Source organism: Amycolatopsis sp. NPDC049159, from assembly GCF_040648295.1.
In the GTDB taxonomy this organism is placed as follows: domain Bacteria; phylum Actinomycetota; class Actinomycetes; order Mycobacteriales; family Pseudonocardiaceae; genus Amycolatopsis; species Amycolatopsis pretoriensis_A.
This window is the reverse complement of sequence record NZ_JBEZDL010000007.1, coordinates 176,612-192,848: the sequence shown is the minus strand read 5'-3', so window position 1 is coordinate 192,848 and position 16,237 is coordinate 176,612. Positions and strand designations below refer to the sequence as shown.

Genomic DNA, 16,237 nt, shown 5'->3' with positions numbered 1-16,237 from the left:
TCCCGCGTTTCGACGGCGGGTCCCCCGGGGTAACCAGCCGGTCGTGAGCGTCGACTTGGAGTGGGTGGCCGTGCTGCGGCACGGGCAGAGCACCGGGAACGTGGCCCGCGAGGAAGCGGAGTCGGCCGGGGCGGACGTGATCGACATCGCCGAGCGCGACGCCGACGTCCCGCTGACGGAACTGGGGGAGGACCAGGCGAAGGCCGCCGGCGGGTTCTTCGCCGAGCGCCCGCCGGACCTCGTGGTCACCTCGACCTACCGCCGGGCCTGGGACACCGCCAGGCTGGCCGCGCCCGACGGCGTCCCGATCGTGCCGGACGAACGGCTGCGCGACCGCGAACTCGGCGTGCTGGACCTGCTGACGTCCCACGGCGTCCGCGAGCGGTGGCCCGACGAACTGCGGCGCAAGCGGCGGCTCGGCAAGTTCTACTACCGGCCGCCGGGCGGCGAATCCTGGGCCGATGTCGTGCTGCGGGTGCGTTCCCTGCTGAACGAGCTGAGCGCCCAGCACGCCGGAAAGCGCGTTCTGCTGGCCGCCCACGAGATGACCGTCTTCGCCCTGCGCTACCTCCTCGAAGGCCTGCCGGAGCCCGATCTGCTCCGCGCGGCCGACGCCACCGAAGTCCCGAACGGCTCGGTGACGGCGTGGGAGCGCGACCACGACCGCGGGTTCACCATGGTGCTCGCCCAGGAGGTCGGGCACCTGCACGCCACCGACATCCCGCCGACGGCGGACGACGATGCCGCGCGACAGCTCTCCTGAGCCGGCGCCGATCAGCCCGGCCCTGTTGCGGGACTGGCGGATCGGCACCGGTGACCGCGGCACGGTGCTCGTCGTCGGCGGTGCCCGCGCGGTGCCCGGCGCGCCCGCGTTGTCCGGGACCGCCGCCCTGCGCGCCGGGGCGGGCACCCTCCAGCTGGCGGTCGCCGAACGCCACGCGACGGCCATCGGCGTTTCGGTACCCGAGTCGTCGGTGTCCGGCCTGCCGGAAACCGAATCCGGCGCGATCGCCGCCGACGCCGCCGACCGGCTGGCCGACGTCCTCCCCGGCGCCGGCACCGTCGTGGTCGGTCCGGGCCTGACCGGCGCCGAGGAAACCGAAGAACTGCTGCGGCGGCTGGTGCCCGCGATCGCCCCGGACGCGCGGGTGGTGCTCGACGCGTTCGCGCTCGGCGCGCTGAGCCGGGCACCGGAGCTGGCCGAGCCGCTGGCGGACCGGCTCCTCCTCACCCCGAACCGGATCGAAGCGGCCTTCCTCGACGGGTGCGAGGAAAAGGACGTCGACGACCTGGAGACGGCGGTGCGGATCGCCCGGCGCTACCGCGGCGTGGTGCTGCTGATGGGCGTGGTCGCCACGCCCGGCGGCCGCGTCTGGCGGGACGGCAGCGGCCACGTCGGGCTGGCGACGTCCGGCAGCGGCGACGTGCTGGCCGGGCTGACCGGCGGCTTCCTCGCCCGCGGTGCGGCCGTCGACCAGGCCGCCTGCTGGGCGACGCACGTCCACGCCGTCGCCGGCCAGCGGCTGATCCCGGACACCGGCAGCACCGGGCTGCTGGCGCGGGAGCTCGTCGCCCAGATCCCGCGGGTGATCGCCGAGCTGGAGCGCTGAGTCACCGCTGGGCGGTCGGCCGCACGACGATCTCGTTGACGTCGACGCCGTCCGGCTGCCCGATCGCGTAGGAGATCGCGCCGGCGATGGTGTCCGGCGCCATCGCCACCGCGCGGTAGGTGCGCATCGCCTCCTTCGCCCCCGGATCGGTGATGCTGTCGGCCAGTTCGGACTCGACGACGCCGGGGGAGACGGTCGTGACGCGGATGCCGGGGTCGGCCTCGAGCCGCAGGCCTTCGGTGATCGCGCGGGCCGCGTACTTGGTGGCGCAGTAGACCGCGGCCGTCGGCACCACCTCGTGCGCCCCGGTGGAGGCGACGGTGACGAAGTGCCCGCCGCCTTGGCGCCGGAAGTGCGGCAGGACCGCGGCGATCCCGTGCAGCAGGCCGCGGACGTTGACGTCGATCGTGCGGTCCCACTCCTCGACGAGCAGGGAGTCCAAGCGGGACAACGGCATCACGCCCGCGTTGGCGACGAAGACGTCGAGCCGCCCGTGCGCTTCGACGGCGGCGTCCGCGAACGCGGCGACGTCCGCGCGGTCGGTGACGTCGAGGGGGTGCACGTCGGCGGTGCCGCCGGCGTCGTGGATCTCCTTGGCGAGCGCGGTCAGCCGGTCTTCGCGGCGGGCGCCGAGCACGACGTGGTGGCCTTCGCGGGCCAGGCGCAGCGCGGTGGCGTGCCCGATGCCGCTGCTGGCACCGGTGATGAGGACGGTCTTCACGGGGTTTCCTCTCGGGGGAAGTCGGCGCCGAGGGTGGTCTCGCGCCAGGTGTCGAAAGTGGACTTGAGGGTTTCGAGCCGGGCCGTGGCGATGGTGTAGGCGGCTTCGCCGAGCAGCAGCCGCAGCGGGGGCTCGGCGGCGCCGGCCGCGGCGATGATCGCTTCCGCCGCGCGGGCCGGGTCGCCGGGCTGCCTGCCGTAGGTCGCGGTGGTCGCTTCCCGGCGCGCTCCGGCCGTTTCGGCGTAGTCGTCGATGCGGATCGCCGACTGCCGCATCGACGGGCCGGACCAGGCGGTGCGGAACGCGGCGGGCTCCACGATGGTCACCTTGATGCCCAGCGGGGCCACTTCCGCGGCCAGCGACTCCGACAGCCCCTCCACGGCGAACTTCGTCGCGTGGTAGTAGCCGGTGGCGCCGAAAGCGGCGAGCCCGCCGAGCGACGACACGGTCACGACGTGCCCGCTGCGGCGGGCCCGCATGCCGGGCAGCACCGCGCGGGTGACGTCGGCGAGGCCGAACACGTTGGTGTCGAACAGCTTCCGGATCTCGGCGTCCTCGCCTTCCTCGACGGCGGCGAGGTAGCCGTAGCCGGCGTTGCCGACCAGGACGTCGATCCGGCCGAAGGTCGTTTCCGCCTTTGCGACCGCGGCGGTGACCTGGGCGTGGTCGGTGACGTCGAGCGGCAGCGCCAGTGCGCGGTCGCCGTGCGCCTCGACGAGGTCGCGGACCCGCGCCGGGTCGCGGGCGGTGACGACGGCCCGCCACCCGCGGTCGAGCACGGCTTCGGCGAGTGCGCGGCCGAGGCCGCTGGAGCAGCCGGTGATGAACCAGACAGCGTTTTCGGGCACGACGAAGTACTCCGTCCATGGGGGAACAGCGGAAGGGGTTTTCAGGAAGCGGCGAGGCTGCCCAGGAGGGCGAGGGCCGCTTCCGACGGGCTGCCCGGCTCGGCCTGGTAGACGACCAGCTGCTGGCCGGGCGCGCTGTTCACGGTCAGCGCCTCGTAGCTCAGCACGAGCTCACCGACGAGCCGGTGGTGGAACCGCTTGGTTTCGTGCGTCTTCTGCCGGATGTCGTGGCGCGCCCACAACCGGCGGAACTCCGCGCTCTTGACCGACAGCTCGCCGACCGTCTCGATCAGCCGCGGGTCGTCCGGGTCGATCCCGGCGGCCGCCCGCAGGCCACCGACCGTGTTGACGGCGACGCGCTCCCAGTCCGGGTAGAACTCGCGGGCGTCCGGGTCGAGGAACACCAGCCGGACCAGGTCGCCGCTGTGCTCGTGCCCGCCGAACAACGCCTGGCCCAGCGCGTTGTGCGCGAGCACGTCCAGGCAGCGGCCGAGCACCAGCGCGGGGGTGTCGGGCCAGCCGTCCATCAGGCGCAGCAGGTTCGGGCTGACCTGCTCGCGCCGTGGCCGTCGACGTCGTCTCGGGGCCGGGCTCGCCAGCCGGTGCAGGTGGGCGGTGGCGTCCTCGTCCAGCGCGAGCCCGTGCGCGAGCGCGTCGACGACCTGCGCCGACGGGTTCCGCTCCCGCCCCTGCTCGAGCCGGACGTAGTAGTCGGTGCTGACCCCGGCCAGCACCGCCACCTCCTCGCGGCGCAGCCCGGCGACCCGGCGCGGACCGCCCGCGGGCAGGCCGAGGTCCGCCGGGCCCACCTGTTCGCGGCGGGCCCGGAGGAACTCACCAAGAGCGTTCTCCGCAGCCATGGTCCGAGGCTAACCCGGTGGCGCCGGACTTGGGTGGCCGCGCCGCACCCACCCTCAGGTGAGCCGGATCGGCTCCCCTTCGTGGTCCGGCTGCAGGAGCGTGGCAGTGGCTTCGCGCCCGTCGACGTCCAGCGTCATCACGGCGTTGCCGAAGTGCGGCCCCGAAACGCAGCGCCAGGTCAGCGGCGCGGGCGGCACGCCGACGCGGCGGGCCAGGCCCTCGCTCAGCCGCGTCAGGCTCCGCGCCCAGCCCGCGCGGAACAGCCGGTTCATGTACCACGGCACGGTGTTGTGCACCGGCGAGCAGGTGAGCTGGTGCACCGGTGCGCCCGGCAGGTCGGCCCGGGCGACGTACGCGTGGTGCACGTCGCCCGACAGGACGTTCACCGAGGCGACGCCCCGGTCCGCCACCCGCCCGATGAGCTTGCTCAGCCGGTCGAACGACTCGCGGAACGCCGGCCAGTGCTCCAGGTCGGCGAGCTGGCGGAACCACTCGCTGACCCGGCCGACGAGCCCGGGCCGGGTGCAGAGCCGCTCGTTGACCGACTGCGCGGCCGACAGCGCGGTCGGCATCAGCCACGGCAGCGACGTGCCGATCAGCAGGTGCTCGAAGTCGCCGCCGGCCTGCTCCTCGATCCAGCGGAACTCGTCCTCGCCGACCATCGAGCGGGTGCCGCCGGCCAGGATCCGCCCGGCCCGCGAGTCGATGACCAGCAGCCGGACCGGGCCGAAGTCGCGCCGGTAGGACCACCGGGTGCCCTTGGCGCCGTCGGCCTCGCGGTCGGCGCGGTCGGCGAACTCCCGCAGCAGCCCGGCGTTGTCCACGCCCGACTTGACCACCTGCTGGTAGACGTCGTCTTCGGCGAGCTCGTCGGGGCCGAGGTTACCCAGGTGCTGGTACACCCAGTACGAGACCAGCGCGCCCCGGATCCGCTCCGGCCACCACGACGTCCGGGTCATCTCCTCGCGCCACGCGTGCGACGTGTTCCAGTCGTCGCGCACGTCGTGGTCGTCGAAGATCATCGACGTCGGCACGGTCGACATCAGCCAGCGCACCGCCGGATCGCACCACGCCTCGAAGTACAGGTGGCAGTACTCCTCGAAGTCGGCGACCTCGTTGCCCGGCGGTTCGCTCGTGTCACGCCGCTGCGCGAGCCACTCCTGCGTGGCGTCGGTGGTCTCGTCGGCGTAGACCTGATCACCCAGCAGGAGCAGCGATTCCGGCCATTCGGACTCGTCGAGCGCGGCCATCCGGTGGGCGTACGCGGCGAGTGCGTCCGGGCCGAGCGCGTCCTGCTCCCGCGGTTTGCGGCAGGACCCGAACACCAGGCGGAACCGGGGGTCGCCGGGGGCCAGCGTCCGGATCCGGCTCGGCGGCAGGGTGCTTTCCGGTCCGGGCCAGGCGAGTTCGCCGTCGAGCCGCACTTCGTACGGCGTGCTGCGCCCCGGCTCGAGCCCGGTCAGCACGACGAGGGCGTAGTGGTGCCCGGCGACCTCGAAGGTCCGGGCGGCCGCCTCGGCGACGCGGACTTCGCACGGGCCGTCCGTCTCCACCCAGATCGTCGCCGAGTCGGCGTTCACGTGCCGCAGCAGCGGTCCCAGGAGCAGCTCGGTCATGCCCGGAATCCTCGCAGCAGTCCGGCCCGGCGGCAGTTCGAAAGGTCGCGAAACATCCCGATAATCGTTGACCGGTCCCGGGCGGCGAACGAACGATCGTCACGAGCTGCGCCCCGCCCCCGGAAAGGATTCGTCGAGTGCGAAGACTCTTCACCGCCCTCCTCGCCGCCGCGCTGTCGATCGCCGCTGCCGTCGTGCTGGTGGTTTCGGCGCAGCCCGCGTCGGCGGCCACCTTGACGCGCGTGACCGATTTCGGCAGCAATCCCAGCAACCTCAACATGTACACCTACGTCCCCGACCGGCTGGCGCCGCAGCCGGCGCTGCTGGTCGCGGTCCACTACTGCACCGGCTCGGCCTCCGCCGTGTTCAACGGCTACGCCCGCGACTACGTCACCGCGGCCGACCAGTACGGCTACGTCATCGTCTTCCCGGAAGCCACGCGCAGCGGGCAGTGCTTCGACGTCTCGTCGCCGCAGGCGCTCACCCGCGGCGGCGGCAGCGACCCGGTCGGCATCCTGTCGATGGTCGACTGGGCCAAGCAGCGCTACCACGTCGACCCGGCACGCGTGTTCGTCACCGGCTTCTCCTCCGGCGCGATGATGACCAACGTGCTCGCCGCGGAGTACCCGGACGTGTTCGCGGCCGGCTCGGCGTTCATGGGCGTGCCCGCCGGCTGCTTCGCCACCACCGACGGGTCGAGCTGGAACAGCCAGTGTTCGGGTGGCCAGCTGATCAAGACCGCCCAGCAGTGGGGTGATCAGGCCCGGCAGATGAGCGGCGGGCGCAGCGGCCCGTACCCGCGGATGCAGCTGTGGCACGGCACCGCCGACGACACGCTGCGCTACCCGAACTTCGGCGAAGAGGTCAAGCAGTGGACGAACCTGCGGGGCGTGAGCCAGACGCCGTCGTCGAGTGATTCCCCTCAGTCGGGCTGGACGCGCTCGCGCTACGGCGGCACCGGCGTGCAGGCGCCGGTCGAGGGCATCAGCGTGCAGGGCGCCGGGCATGCGTTGCCGCAGAACGGGATGGTGGCGTACGCCATCGCGTTCCTCGGCCTGAACAGCGCCGGCACTTCGACGACGACGACGTCCGCGCCGCCCGCCGGGAGCACGCTCGGGAGCGCGGCGAGCGGGACCGGCCGGTACTTCGGCACCGCGGTTTCGGCGGGCAGGCTCTCGGACAGCGTCTACACCGGCATCCTGAGCCGCGAGTTCTCCATGATCACGCCGGAGAACGAGATGAAGATCGACGCGACCGAGCCCGCGCAGGGCCAGTTCTCGTACGGCAACGCCGACCGGATCGTCAGCCAGGCGACGAGCCAGGGCGCCCGGATGCGCGGGCACACGCTGGCTTGGTACGCGCAGCAGCCGGGCTGGATGCAGGGTATGGAGGGCTCGTCGCTGCGGTCGGCGATCCTGAACCACATCACCCAGGTCGCGACCCACTACCGCGGCCAGATCTACGCCTGGGACGTCGTCAACGAGGCCTTCGCGGACGGCGGTTCGGGTGCCCGGCGCGACTCCAACCTGCAGCGCACCGGGGACGACTGGATCGAGGCGGCGTTCCGCGCCGCGCGGGCGGCCGACCCGGGCGCGAAGCTCTGCTACAACGACTACAACACCGACGACTGGAACCAGGCGAAGACCCAGGCCGTGTACCGGATGGTGCAGGACTTCAAGTCCCGCGGCGTCCCGATCGACTGCGTCGGCTTCCAGTCGCACTTCAACCCCAACAGCCCGGTGCCGTCGAACTACCGGACCACCCTGCAGAGCTTCGCCGACCTCGGCGTCGACGTGCAGATCACGGAGCTGGACATCGAGGGCTCGGGGACCGCGCAGGCGGACAACTACCGCACGGTGACGAACGCCTGCCTCGCGGTGGCCCGGTGCACCGGGATGACCGTGTGGGGCATCCGGGACACGGACTCGTGGCGGGCGTCCGCCACGCCGTTGCTGTTCGACGGCAACGGCCAGAAGAAGGCCGCCTACACCGCGGTGCTCGACGCGCTGAACGGCGGCACCCCGCCGCCGCCGACCACCACCACGCCGACCACGCCCACCACCCCGCCGCCGACGACGACCACGACCCCGCCGCCGGGCGGGTGCACCGGGACGTACCTCAAGACGGCGGAGTGGAACGTCGGCTTCAACGGCCAGGTGACGGTGACCGGAAGCAACGCCTGGGTGCTCACGATCACCTTCCACTCGCCGCAGAAGGTCATCGGCAGCTGGAACTACACGGGGACGTGGGACAGCACCGGGTACGTGCTGACTGCGCGGCCCAACGGCAGCGGCAACGTCATCGGGTTCACCGTGCAGCACGGCGGGAACCTGACGGCACCGACCGTGACCTGCTCGGCGGGCTAGCGAGTCGTCAAAAGAGCCGGCCGACCTCGGCCGCGGGCGGTTCCTCCAGGCTGAGGAGGAACCGCTTGCGGGTGAGGCCGCCGGCGTACCCGGTCAGGCCGCCGCTGGTGCCGACCACGCGGTGGCAGGGCACGACGACGCTGATCGGGTTCCAGCCGTTGGCGTTCCCGACCGCCTGCGCGGCGCCGGGGTCGCCCAGCTCGGCGGCCAGCTGCCCGTACGTGCGGGTCTCGCCGTACGGGATCTTGGTGAGCAGGGCCCAGACCTGCTTTTCGAACGCGGAGCCGCGCGGCGCGAGTTCGAGGTCGAACTCGCGCCGCGTGCCCGCGAAGTACTCGCCGAGCTGCCGCTTCGCCGCCTCGAAGCCGTCGTCGTCCCGGGGCCCGAGGTCGGTGATCCTCGGCGTCCGCAGGTGGCCGTCGAAGTAGAGCCCGGCCAGCGCCTCGCCGTCGCCGACCAGGGTCAGCGGTCCGATCGGGGACGCGATGACGGCGTGCTTCATGGCGCCCAGCGTACGGGTCAGCCCTGGCTGGTCTTGACCGAGAGCGAGTCGATGCTCATCTCGGCGCCGGGCGTGATGTCGGCGGACGGGCTCGTGCAGCCGCACACCTTGTTCGGGTACGAGCCGCCGATGGCGACGTCGAAGATGACGAAGAAACCGTGGTCGACGGCGGCCTTCCAGGTGCCCGCGGAGACCTGGTTCTGCTTCACCGCGAACGTCTGGGTGCCGTCGAGGGAGAAGCGCAGCTCTTCGGCGCCGGTGTTGCGACGGTCGACGACGACGGAGTAGGTGTGGTAGCCGTCCTGGCAGCCGGCGCACTCCTGCAGGTCGCTGGTGATGCCGTCCGGGTCGTGGCACTCGCCCTGCCACTGTCCACAGTGGAACGTCGTGGAGTGCTTGCTGAGCGCGTTGACGTCTTCCATGATGTCGAGCTCGCCGATGCTCGGCCAGTTCGTCGCGCCGACCGGGCGGGCGTCCACGCCCATCGCCCAGAACGCCGGCCAGTAGCCGAGGCCGCTGGCGGGGGACGGCTGCTTGAGCGTCGCGCTGATCTCCAGCTGGCCGCCTTCGGGGGCGGCGAAGTCGGTGCGCTGGGTCTCGATGCGGCCGGAGGTCCAGTTGCCGGCGGCGTCGCGCAGCGGCTTGATCGCCAGGTGGCCCTGGCCGTCGTGGTAGACGTTGGCGGTCGAGTCCGTCGCGGTCTCGAGTTCGCCGGTGCCCCAGTTCGCCGCGCCGCCGGGGTAGCCGGTTCCCTTGTCGTAGAGCCAGTCCTGGGTGTTCAGGCCGGTGCCCGAGGCGCCGTCGAAGTCGTCCTGGAAGACGGTGGTCCAGGTTTCCGCGGCGTGCGCCGGAGCGGCCGCGGCGAGGAATGACAACGTTGCCAGCACGGCGGCCAGCCGGGTGGGGGTGCGCATGGGGGTCTCGCTTCCTGAGGGGAACGGGCCGTCCACGACCTGCGAGGCCGTCCACTGTCGCCGCCGGTCCGCGCCCGCGTCAAGGGATGTGCCCGGAAGTACCCGGCACCCGAGACCCGGGGGCACACCGGTGGGCGTCGCGTTTGGAATTCGCGGCGGCCGGGCACCGCGCGGGCCGGGTGAGACGGTGGTCTGGACCTTCTTTCGAAGGGTTGCCAGGTAACGAAACCGGAGTCATAGTTTGTTTACGTCCACAACGAATCCTGCGAACCGCCCTCGGTAGTCCTTTATGGACTCCGCCGTTTCCTCAACGTGGAGGACGCCATGATCTCCCGGCGCTCGTTCCTCAGCCTTTCGGCGGCGACGCTCGCCACGGCCACGGTGCTGCCCCTCGCGCGGCCGGCCTACGCCGCGACACCGGACCAGTTCGGCCTGAAGCTCGTCAACAACTCCGGCTCGGGCACCGTGTACGCCTACGTCACGGGCACGACCCCGGACGGCAAGCTGGTGCTGCTGCGCGCCGACGGTACGCCGTACTACCCGGCCTCGCCGGGCGCGCCGACCACCCCGCTGCCGGAAGACTGCGCGATCCCGATCGGCTCGGGCGCGCAGGTATCGGTGCCCAAGATGGGCGGCGCGCGCATCTACGTCGTCACGGACGCGAAGCTGGACTTCTTCCTCGACCCGGGCCCGAACCTGGTCCACCCCAGCTTCCTCAACTCCGGGGATGCGAACTACGGCAAGAACTGGTCGTTCAGCGAGTTCACGTTCAACGACACGCAGCTGTTCGCCAACATCAGCTACGTCGACTTCGTGGGCATCCCGATGGGACTGTCCCTGACGACGGCGGGTTCCGGGACCTCGACGGTCCAGGGGCTGCCGGCGGGCGCGGTGGACCAGATCGCCTCGTCCCTGACGGCGCTGGGCGGCGAGTGGCCGAACCTGGTCCAGACCGGCGGCGGCGCCAACCTGCGCGTGCTGTCCCCGCACCACCACGCGTCCCGGTTCGGTGGCTACCTCGACGGCTACATCGACCAGGTGTGGGCGAAGTACGAGGGCACGGACCTGGTCGTCGACTCGCAGAACCCGGGCATCGGCAAGTTCACCGGCCGCGTCTCGGGCGGCCAGCTGGTCTTCGGTGCGGAATCCTTCGCGAAGCCGGCGACGGCGGACGTGTGGAGCTGCGACAGCGGCCCGTTCGCACTGGCCGCGGGCGCGAGCGACGCGCGCAAGGCCATCGTCCCCCGCCTGGCGGCGGCCCTGAACCGCACGACGTTGCTCGACAACCCGAACCAGCCGACCGACGAGGACCCGGCACGCTTCTACGCAGGGGAGACGACCAACCACTACGCGCGCATCGTCCACTCGAAACTCCCGGACAACCGGGGTTACGCGTTCCCCTACGACGACGTGAGCCCCGGCCCGGACTTCAGCGGCGCGGTCTTCGCGGGCGACCCGGACGTGCTGACGGTCACAGTCGGTGCCACGCACGGCTGAGGCAGTGCGAAAACTGTCGGTGGTGGCGGCTAGCCTCACTGCATGAACACGGACGACGCGACGGTCCCGGCGCACCAGCTGACCAAGGGCCAGTGGTTCTGGCACGAGCCGGCGCCGGGGCTGCCCGCGTGGCAACTGCAGGTGACCTCGGCGGAGCTGGTGGAGGATTCCGTCGAGATCTTCACGACGGATGAAGAGCGCGAACTGGTGCTGTACCCGATGAACCGCCTGGTCCGCCTCGCCAGCGCGGCTTGAGGGGAGACCTTCGGGGGCTTGGGGGGAGTGAGTCGAGGTCGAGCTGCGGGGGCGCGGGGTCATCGCGCTGAGCGGCGGCCGTCGGTGGGGGATCTTCACGTTGAGCGGTGGCCGTCGGTGCGGGGTCTTCGTGCTGAGCGGCGGCCGTCGGTGGGTGGGTCTTCACGTTGAGCGGTGGCCGTCGGTGCGGGGTTTTCCTGCTGAGCGGCGGCCGTCGGTGCCGGCCTTCGTGTTGAGCGGCGGCCGCTGGGGTTTGCGCTGAGCCGCGGTGGCGCCCGGCGTTGGTGCTGAGCCGCCGACCTGCCCGGCGTTGGCGGTGGGTGGTACCGGAGCTTTGAGGGCTTGGCTGCTTGGCTGGCGTGCGCCGCCGACCGCGATCGCGCCGGTGATGGCCGCCCCTGTTGCGTGCAATTCCGCCCGTAGTCGGGCGTGCGCTGCGGACCGTGGTGGCGCCGGTTTTGGCTGATTTTCGCCGCGCCGGCCGCTGTGCCGTGGTACTTCAGTCGGTCGTGCGCGGGGCCGTCTGCCGCTTTGCGGCCGACGCTCGGCCTGCGATGTTCGGTCGTCTCGAGCGTGCGGTGCTTCGGAGTCCACTTTGTGCAGTCCGCCATCGCCGGGCGTGCGCTCCTGGCCGCGATCGCGCGGTAATGTCCGCCCCTGCCGCGTGCAAATCCGCCCGTAGTCGGGCGTGCGCTGCGGACCGTGGTCGCCGGTTATGGCCGCCCCGCTGCGTGCAATCCCGCCGTGGCCGGGCACAAGCTCGCCGGCCCGCTTCGGTGCCTGGTCCTTCGCACCTTGGCGAGCCGGCGATGAGCTCTCGGCTTGCTCAGCTTCCGCTTGCGTCGCGCAGCGAAGCCGGGCGCCAGGTCATCCGGATCGTTGTTCCGGTGTCGCCCGTTTCGATTTCCGACTGGTCCGTCACCTTGTCGATGAGCACCAGGCCGCGGCCGCCCGAAGTGCGGAGGCCTGCTGTGCGGGGGCGGGTTGCCGGGATTCCGCAGCCCGTGTCGGTGACCGTCACCGTCACCGTGTCGCCGGTGTGGGTGGCTTGGAGGCGGGCCCAGCCGTGGCCGCTCGGGTAGGCGTGGGCCGCGACGTTCGCCAGCGCTTCGTACGTGGCCAGCGTGATGTCGTGCGTGCTCTCCGCGTCGAGTGGCAGTTCGCCCAGCCAGCGGGTCAGCTTGCGGCGCAGGTCGGCCACCTCGTTCGGCAGGGCCGGCGCCAGTTCTTCGAAGGGCGAGACGACCACGGCATCAGCCTTCCTGCGCTGCGGGGCCGTGGTCCCGGTTTGGTCGGCGTCGGTGCTCTCGCCCGTATCGACGCCGGTTTCCGAGGTATGTCGATACACGATCCGCTCCCATCGTCAGCCGCTTTCCCCCGTTTCGGCGGGCTTCTCCTGTGAGCTACCCATCGCGACGGAGTCTTACCCGTTGTGCTTTGTGAAATGTCTCGCTACAGTGGAAGTGCTCCTCGTGGATGTCGGCCCCTTGGCCGCCCGGAGGAAGCTCCCGGATCCAGGCCGCTCGGCCTCTTTCCCCATTCCCGGCCGGCGCCGTGCTACGCCCCGACCGACACCTCATCAGGAGACACCCATGCCTTTTCACGGAATCCTCGACCTGTCCGGAAAAACCCCGTTCGTCCGGCACGGCCACGGTCGCACGCCCGACGACGTCGCGATCCCGCTTTCCTTGGTGCGCAAGTACAAGCTGCGCGCCGGGGACGAAATCACCGGCACCGCCGAAGAGATCATCAGCGTCGACGGCGTCGGCCCGGACGAGCCGCGCCCGCACTTCGCCGACCTGGTGCCGGTGCACCCGGATCAGCGGCTGCTGCTCGAAACCACGCCGTCGCGGCTGCTGCCGCGCGTGATCGACCTCGTCACCCCGCTCGGCAAGGGGCAGCGCGCGCTCGTCGTTTCGCCGCCGAAAGCCGGGAAAACCACTGTGCTGCAAGAAATCGGTCACGGTATCGCGGCCAACCACCCGGAGTGCCGGCTGCTCGTGCTGCTCGCCGACGAACGTCCGGAGGAGGTCACCGAACTGAGCCGCACCGTGCGCGGCGAAGTGATCGCGTCCACCTTCGACCGGCCGCCCGCCGAACACGTCGCCGTGGCCGAGCTCACCATCGAGCGCGCGAAACGCCTCGTGGAGCGCGGCGAAGACGTCGTGCTGCTGCTCGACTCCCTCACCCGCCTTGGTCGTGCGTACAACCTTTCGGCGCGCCCCTCCGGCCGCACCCTCTCGGGTGGCGTCGACGCGGCCGCGTTGCAGCCCATGAAGCGCCTCCTCGGCGCCGCCCGCAACGTCGAAGGCGGCGGCTCCCTCACGATCGTCGCGACGGCCCTGGTGGAAACCGGTTCGCTGGCCGACACGGTGTTCTTCGAAGAGCTCAAGAGCACCGGCAACGCCGAACTCAAGCTCGACCGCAAGGCCGCCGAGCGCCGCATCTTCCCGGCTGTCGACCTCCAGGGATCCGGCACCCGGCGCGAAGAACTCTTGGTGACCTCAGGAGAACTCGCGGCGATGCACGAAGTCCGGCGCGCTTTGTCGGGTCCGCACGCGATCGAGCAGCTGCTGGAGCAGCTCCGCAAGACCGGCTCCAACGCGGAGTTCTTGCTCCGCGTGATGGGCGCGGCGGCGCCGAAAGCGGCCTGACAGCTCAGCTTTCGCCTCGCTCCCGCAGTTCGCCGATCACCTTTTGCCCGGCACCACGGGCTTCCTCGACGCTCTCCGGCGGTTCACCTTCGCCGGACCGGTAGAGGTCGTCCTCCGCCCGGCCGGGATCTTCAGTCTCGGCCCGCGCGATTCCGGGCTGCTGTTCGTTCGGTCGGGACACGGTCACCGCCGTTCATCGAGGTGGCTGATAGGGAATGGCGCGCGGGTAGGACGGCCGCTCGGGCCCGCGGTTGAGCGTGGCGACGAGAAATCCGAGCCCGGCGACGATCACCACGAGCGCGCCCGCCCCGGGCGCGAACGCCCACCACCCGACCCCGGCAGCGGCCACGAGCCACGCCGCGACGAGGGTGCGCTTCGCGGTGAGGGGATACGCCTTCGGCAGCTCCCGGACGGCGGTCGCGCCGAGCACGAGCAGCCCACCCAAGGCCACGATCAGCACGATGACGTACATGGGATGTCCTCCTTCGGGGAGTCGGGCATCTCGAACGGGATTACCCGTGAAGGTGGACGGCATGCCGTGGCCTCGGGCACACGAAGCCGAGACGGCCGCTCGCTCAGCTGCCGCGGCCCGTGGTCTGCTGCAGGGCGTCGATCCGCGCCGAAGCCTCCGCCTTCGTCAAGTTCTCCGGTACCTCTTCCCCCGCTTCCTGTGCCAGCGTCTGCAGGTACGACTTCTGCGGCCCCGTCATCGGTTCGTCACCCGTGGTCCAATCGCTCGGGTCCTTCTCCGGGTTGGGCTCGACCTGATCCGTCATGACTCCTCCATTTCGAACGTCTGTTCGCACTCTAGCGCGAGGGTCCGACACTCGCCGCTCATCGGCCGACCGGCGGGGTCGTCGGCGGGCCGGCCTCGTGACCGGCGCGACCGTGGGTCCGGCGGTCGTCCTTCATCTGCTGTTCGTGCAGGTGGCGGCGACCTCCGGTCAGCGACTCCAGCAGCGAACGCTCGAGGTCGCGACAGGCCTTGTAGTACCCGTCGTCGTACTCCTCGACGACCTGGAAAGTCCACCGATCGGGTAACACGTTCAGCCCGATGAGCTCCTCGGAGATCCGCTGCGCCCAGTCCGCGTGGCCCGCCTTCTCGAGCTGCTCCACGGCTTCGCCGAGGGCCAGGTCCGCGCTGCCGGTCAGCTGGTGGAACGAATACAGGTGCCCGCGGGCGCGCTCGATCGTCTCGAGGGCCTCGGTGACCTTGCCGACGGCTTCGACGGTGGCGGCGTCCGGTTTCTCGACCATGACGCGAAAGTGCCCCGTTCCGGGATTTCTACACCTCCCGGAACGGGGCACTCGGCAAAACGACTCACGCCGTCGGGCGCGTGGCTCCCGCGTACTGGCTCATCAGCGGCGAAATCTTCACGACGTCGCCGCTCGTCGGGGCGTGGACCATCTTGCCGTCGCCGATGTACATCCCGATGTGGGACACCGGGGAGTAGTACGCGACCAGGTCGCCCGGCTGCAGCTGGCTGCGCGACACCGCGGTGCCGAAGCCCGCCTGGGCCGACGACGTCCGGGGGAGGCTGATGCCGGCCTGCTTGTACGCCCACTGCATCAGGCCCGAGCAGTCGAACGTGCCCGGCCCGGTGGCGCCCCAGACGTACGCGCTGCCGAGCTTGCTCAGCGCCGCGTTGACGGCCGCCTGGGCCGCCGCGGTCGGCGCCTTGACGTTGGGCGCCGCGCCGCCGGTGTCCTTCTGGGCCGCCTTGTCGGCGGTGCTGAGGGTCCGGCTCTGCGCCTCGATCTGGTCGAGCTGCGCCTGCAGGTTCTTCTTCTTGCCCTCGATGTCCGACGCCAGCTTGGCGGCGGCGTCACGGGCGTCCTGGGCGCGCTTCGCCGCGTCCGCCGCCGCCTTCTCGGCCGCGGTGGCCTTGTCGGCCGCGACGCTGAGGTTGTCCATCGCGGCGTTCTTGTCGGTCGCGATGACCTCGAGCGCGGCCGAGCGGTCCAGGAAGTCCTGGGTGGACGTGCCGGCCAGCAGCGCCGACAGCTTGTTCATCTGGGCGCCGCTGGTGAACGACGCGCCGGCGAACTTGTCCACCTGGGTCTGGTACTTCTGCTTCGCCTCGATCGCCTGGGCGCCGGCGTCCTTCGCGGCGGTGACGTCGGCGTTGGCCTTGTCGAGCTGGCCCTGCTTGGCGGTCAGGTCGTCCTGGGCCTTGAGCAGGTCTTCGTTGAGCTTCTCGGCCTGTCCCGCGAGTTCGCGGTACTTGGCCAGCGCGTCCGAGCCCGCGGGCGGGGCCTGCAGGACGGGGATCGGGGCGGCGGTGGCCGGGGGCTGGGCCATGGTGACGACGGCGATCACCGAGGCCGCGGCGAGGGCACCTGACACCACGCGCTTTACGGGATGCGTACGCATTCTCGCGCGGGTCTCCTTT

17 protein-coding genes are annotated in these 16,237 nt (G+C 71.3%); 6 read left to right on the top strand and 11 right to left on the bottom strand.

The features are described 5' to 3' along the window. Positions 1–43 precede the first annotated feature (43 nt). Positions 44–763, top strand: coding sequence for a histidine phosphatase family protein (locus tag AB0B33_RS15630; protein WP_360771676.1), 720 nt, complete (start codon positions 44–46; stop codon positions 761–763). Then, entirely contained in the window at positions 741–1,610 is an 870-nt protein-coding gene (locus AB0B33_RS15625) for an NAD(P)H-hydrate dehydratase (protein ID WP_360771674.1), read from the top strand. The genes AB0B33_RS15630 and AB0B33_RS15625 overlap by 23 nt, the downstream gene beginning before the upstream one ends. A gap of 1 nt (position 1,611) precedes the next feature. Here the strand turns inward: AB0B33_RS15625 and AB0B33_RS15620 are convergent, their stop codons facing one another. From AB0B33_RS15620 to AB0B33_RS15605, 4 genes are read right to left on the bottom strand one after another with little or no spacing between them, the layout of a single operon-like run. Further along, positions 1,612–2,331, bottom strand: coding sequence for an SDR family oxidoreductase (locus AB0B33_RS15620; RefSeq protein ID WP_247021836.1), 720 nt, complete (start codon positions 2,329–2,331; stop codon positions 1,612–1,614). Then, positions 2,328–3,179 carry an oxidoreductase gene (locus tag AB0B33_RS15615; RefSeq protein ID WP_360771671.1) on the bottom strand — a complete coding sequence of 284 codons (852 nt, stop codon included), beginning with the start codon at positions 3,177–3,179 and terminating at the stop codon, positions 2,328–2,330. The genes AB0B33_RS15620 and AB0B33_RS15615 overlap by 4 nt, the downstream gene beginning before the upstream one ends. 41 nt (positions 3,180–3,220) lie before the next feature. Continuing rightward, a complete protein-coding gene (locus AB0B33_RS15610; protein ID WP_360771668.1) occupies positions 3,221–4,039 on the bottom strand; it encodes a helix-turn-helix transcriptional regulator in 819 nt (272 codons plus the stop codon). Positions 4,040–4,093: 54 nt separating this feature from the next. Further along, complete coding sequence (locus tag AB0B33_RS15605) at positions 4,094–5,656, bottom strand: alkaline phosphatase D family protein (RefSeq protein ID WP_360771666.1); 1,563 nt, start codon at positions 5,654–5,656, stop codon at positions 4,094–4,096. Positions 5,657–5,793: 137 nt separating this feature from the next. On the opposite strand from AB0B33_RS15605, the gene AB0B33_RS15600 reads away from it, so the two are divergent. After that, positions 5,794–8,022 (top strand): PHB depolymerase family esterase, encoded by a 2,229-nt coding sequence (locus AB0B33_RS15600; RefSeq protein ID WP_360771663.1) that lies wholly within the window; start codon positions 5,794–5,796, stop codon positions 8,020–8,022. A gap of 7 nt (positions 8,023–8,029) precedes the next feature. Here AB0B33_RS15600 and AB0B33_RS15595 read toward each other — a convergent pair whose 3' ends face one another. After that, positions 8,030–8,524, bottom strand: a complete 495-nt coding sequence (locus AB0B33_RS15595) for a methylated-DNA--[protein]-cysteine S-methyltransferase (protein ID WP_360771661.1) — start codon at positions 8,522–8,524, stop codon at positions 8,030–8,032. Between the two features lie 17 nt (positions 8,525–8,541). Further along, entirely contained in the window at positions 8,542–9,438 is an 897-nt protein-coding gene (locus tag AB0B33_RS15590; protein ID WP_360771659.1) for a glycoside hydrolase family 16 protein, read from the bottom strand. A 324-nt stretch (positions 9,439–9,762) separates the two neighbouring features. Between AB0B33_RS15590 and AB0B33_RS15585 the strand changes: the two genes are divergently transcribed. Together AB0B33_RS15585 and AB0B33_RS15580 are read left to right on the top strand one after the other, a co-directional pair. Continuing rightward, entirely contained in the window at positions 9,763–10,935 is a 1,173-nt protein-coding gene (locus AB0B33_RS15585) for a glycoside hydrolase family 64 protein (RefSeq protein WP_360771656.1), read from the top strand. 42 nt (positions 10,936–10,977) lie between these two features. After that, entirely contained in the window at positions 10,978–11,190 is a 213-nt protein-coding gene (locus AB0B33_RS15580; protein WP_247021851.1) for a hypothetical protein, read from the top strand. Positions 11,191–12,016: 826 nt separating this feature from the next. Here AB0B33_RS15580 and AB0B33_RS15575 read toward each other — a convergent pair. Further along, positions 12,017–12,439, bottom strand: a complete 423-nt coding sequence (locus AB0B33_RS15575; RefSeq protein WP_360771652.1) for an ATP-binding protein — start codon at positions 12,437–12,439, stop codon at positions 12,017–12,019. Positions 12,440–12,782: 343 nt separating this feature from the next. On the opposite strand from AB0B33_RS15575, the gene rho reads away from it, so the two are divergent. After that, positions 12,783–13,844 (top strand): transcription termination factor Rho, encoded by a 1,062-nt coding sequence (gene rho / locus AB0B33_RS15570; RefSeq protein WP_360771649.1) that lies wholly within the window; start codon positions 12,783–12,785, stop codon positions 13,842–13,844. A 193-nt stretch (positions 13,845–14,037) separates the two neighbouring features. On the opposite strand, the gene AB0B33_RS15565 is transcribed toward rho, so the two are convergent. The 4 genes from AB0B33_RS15565 to AB0B33_RS15550 form a co-directional block, all read right to left on the bottom strand. Beyond that, positions 14,038–14,316, bottom strand: a complete 279-nt coding sequence (locus tag AB0B33_RS15565) for a hypothetical protein (RefSeq protein WP_360771647.1) — start codon at positions 14,314–14,316, stop codon at positions 14,038–14,040. A gap of 103 nt (positions 14,317–14,419) precedes the next feature. Continuing rightward, positions 14,420–14,620: a DUF3072 domain-containing protein gene (locus AB0B33_RS15560; protein WP_360771644.1), complete on the bottom strand. Its 201-nt coding sequence runs from the start codon at positions 14,618–14,620 to the stop codon at positions 14,420–14,422. 58 nt (positions 14,621–14,678) lie between these two features. Further along, on the bottom strand, positions 14,679–15,101 hold the full coding sequence (locus AB0B33_RS15555) for a hypothetical protein (RefSeq protein WP_360771642.1): 423 nt from the start codon (positions 15,099–15,101) through the stop codon (positions 14,679–14,681). 64 nt (positions 15,102–15,165) lie between these two features. Continuing rightward, the gene (locus AB0B33_RS15550; RefSeq protein ID WP_360771639.1) at positions 15,166–16,218 is read right to left on the bottom strand and encodes an NlpC/P60 family protein; all 1,053 of its coding nucleotides are present in this window, start codon (positions 16,216–16,218) and stop codon (positions 15,166–15,168) included. Between the last annotated feature and the right edge of the window lie 19 nt (positions 16,219–16,237).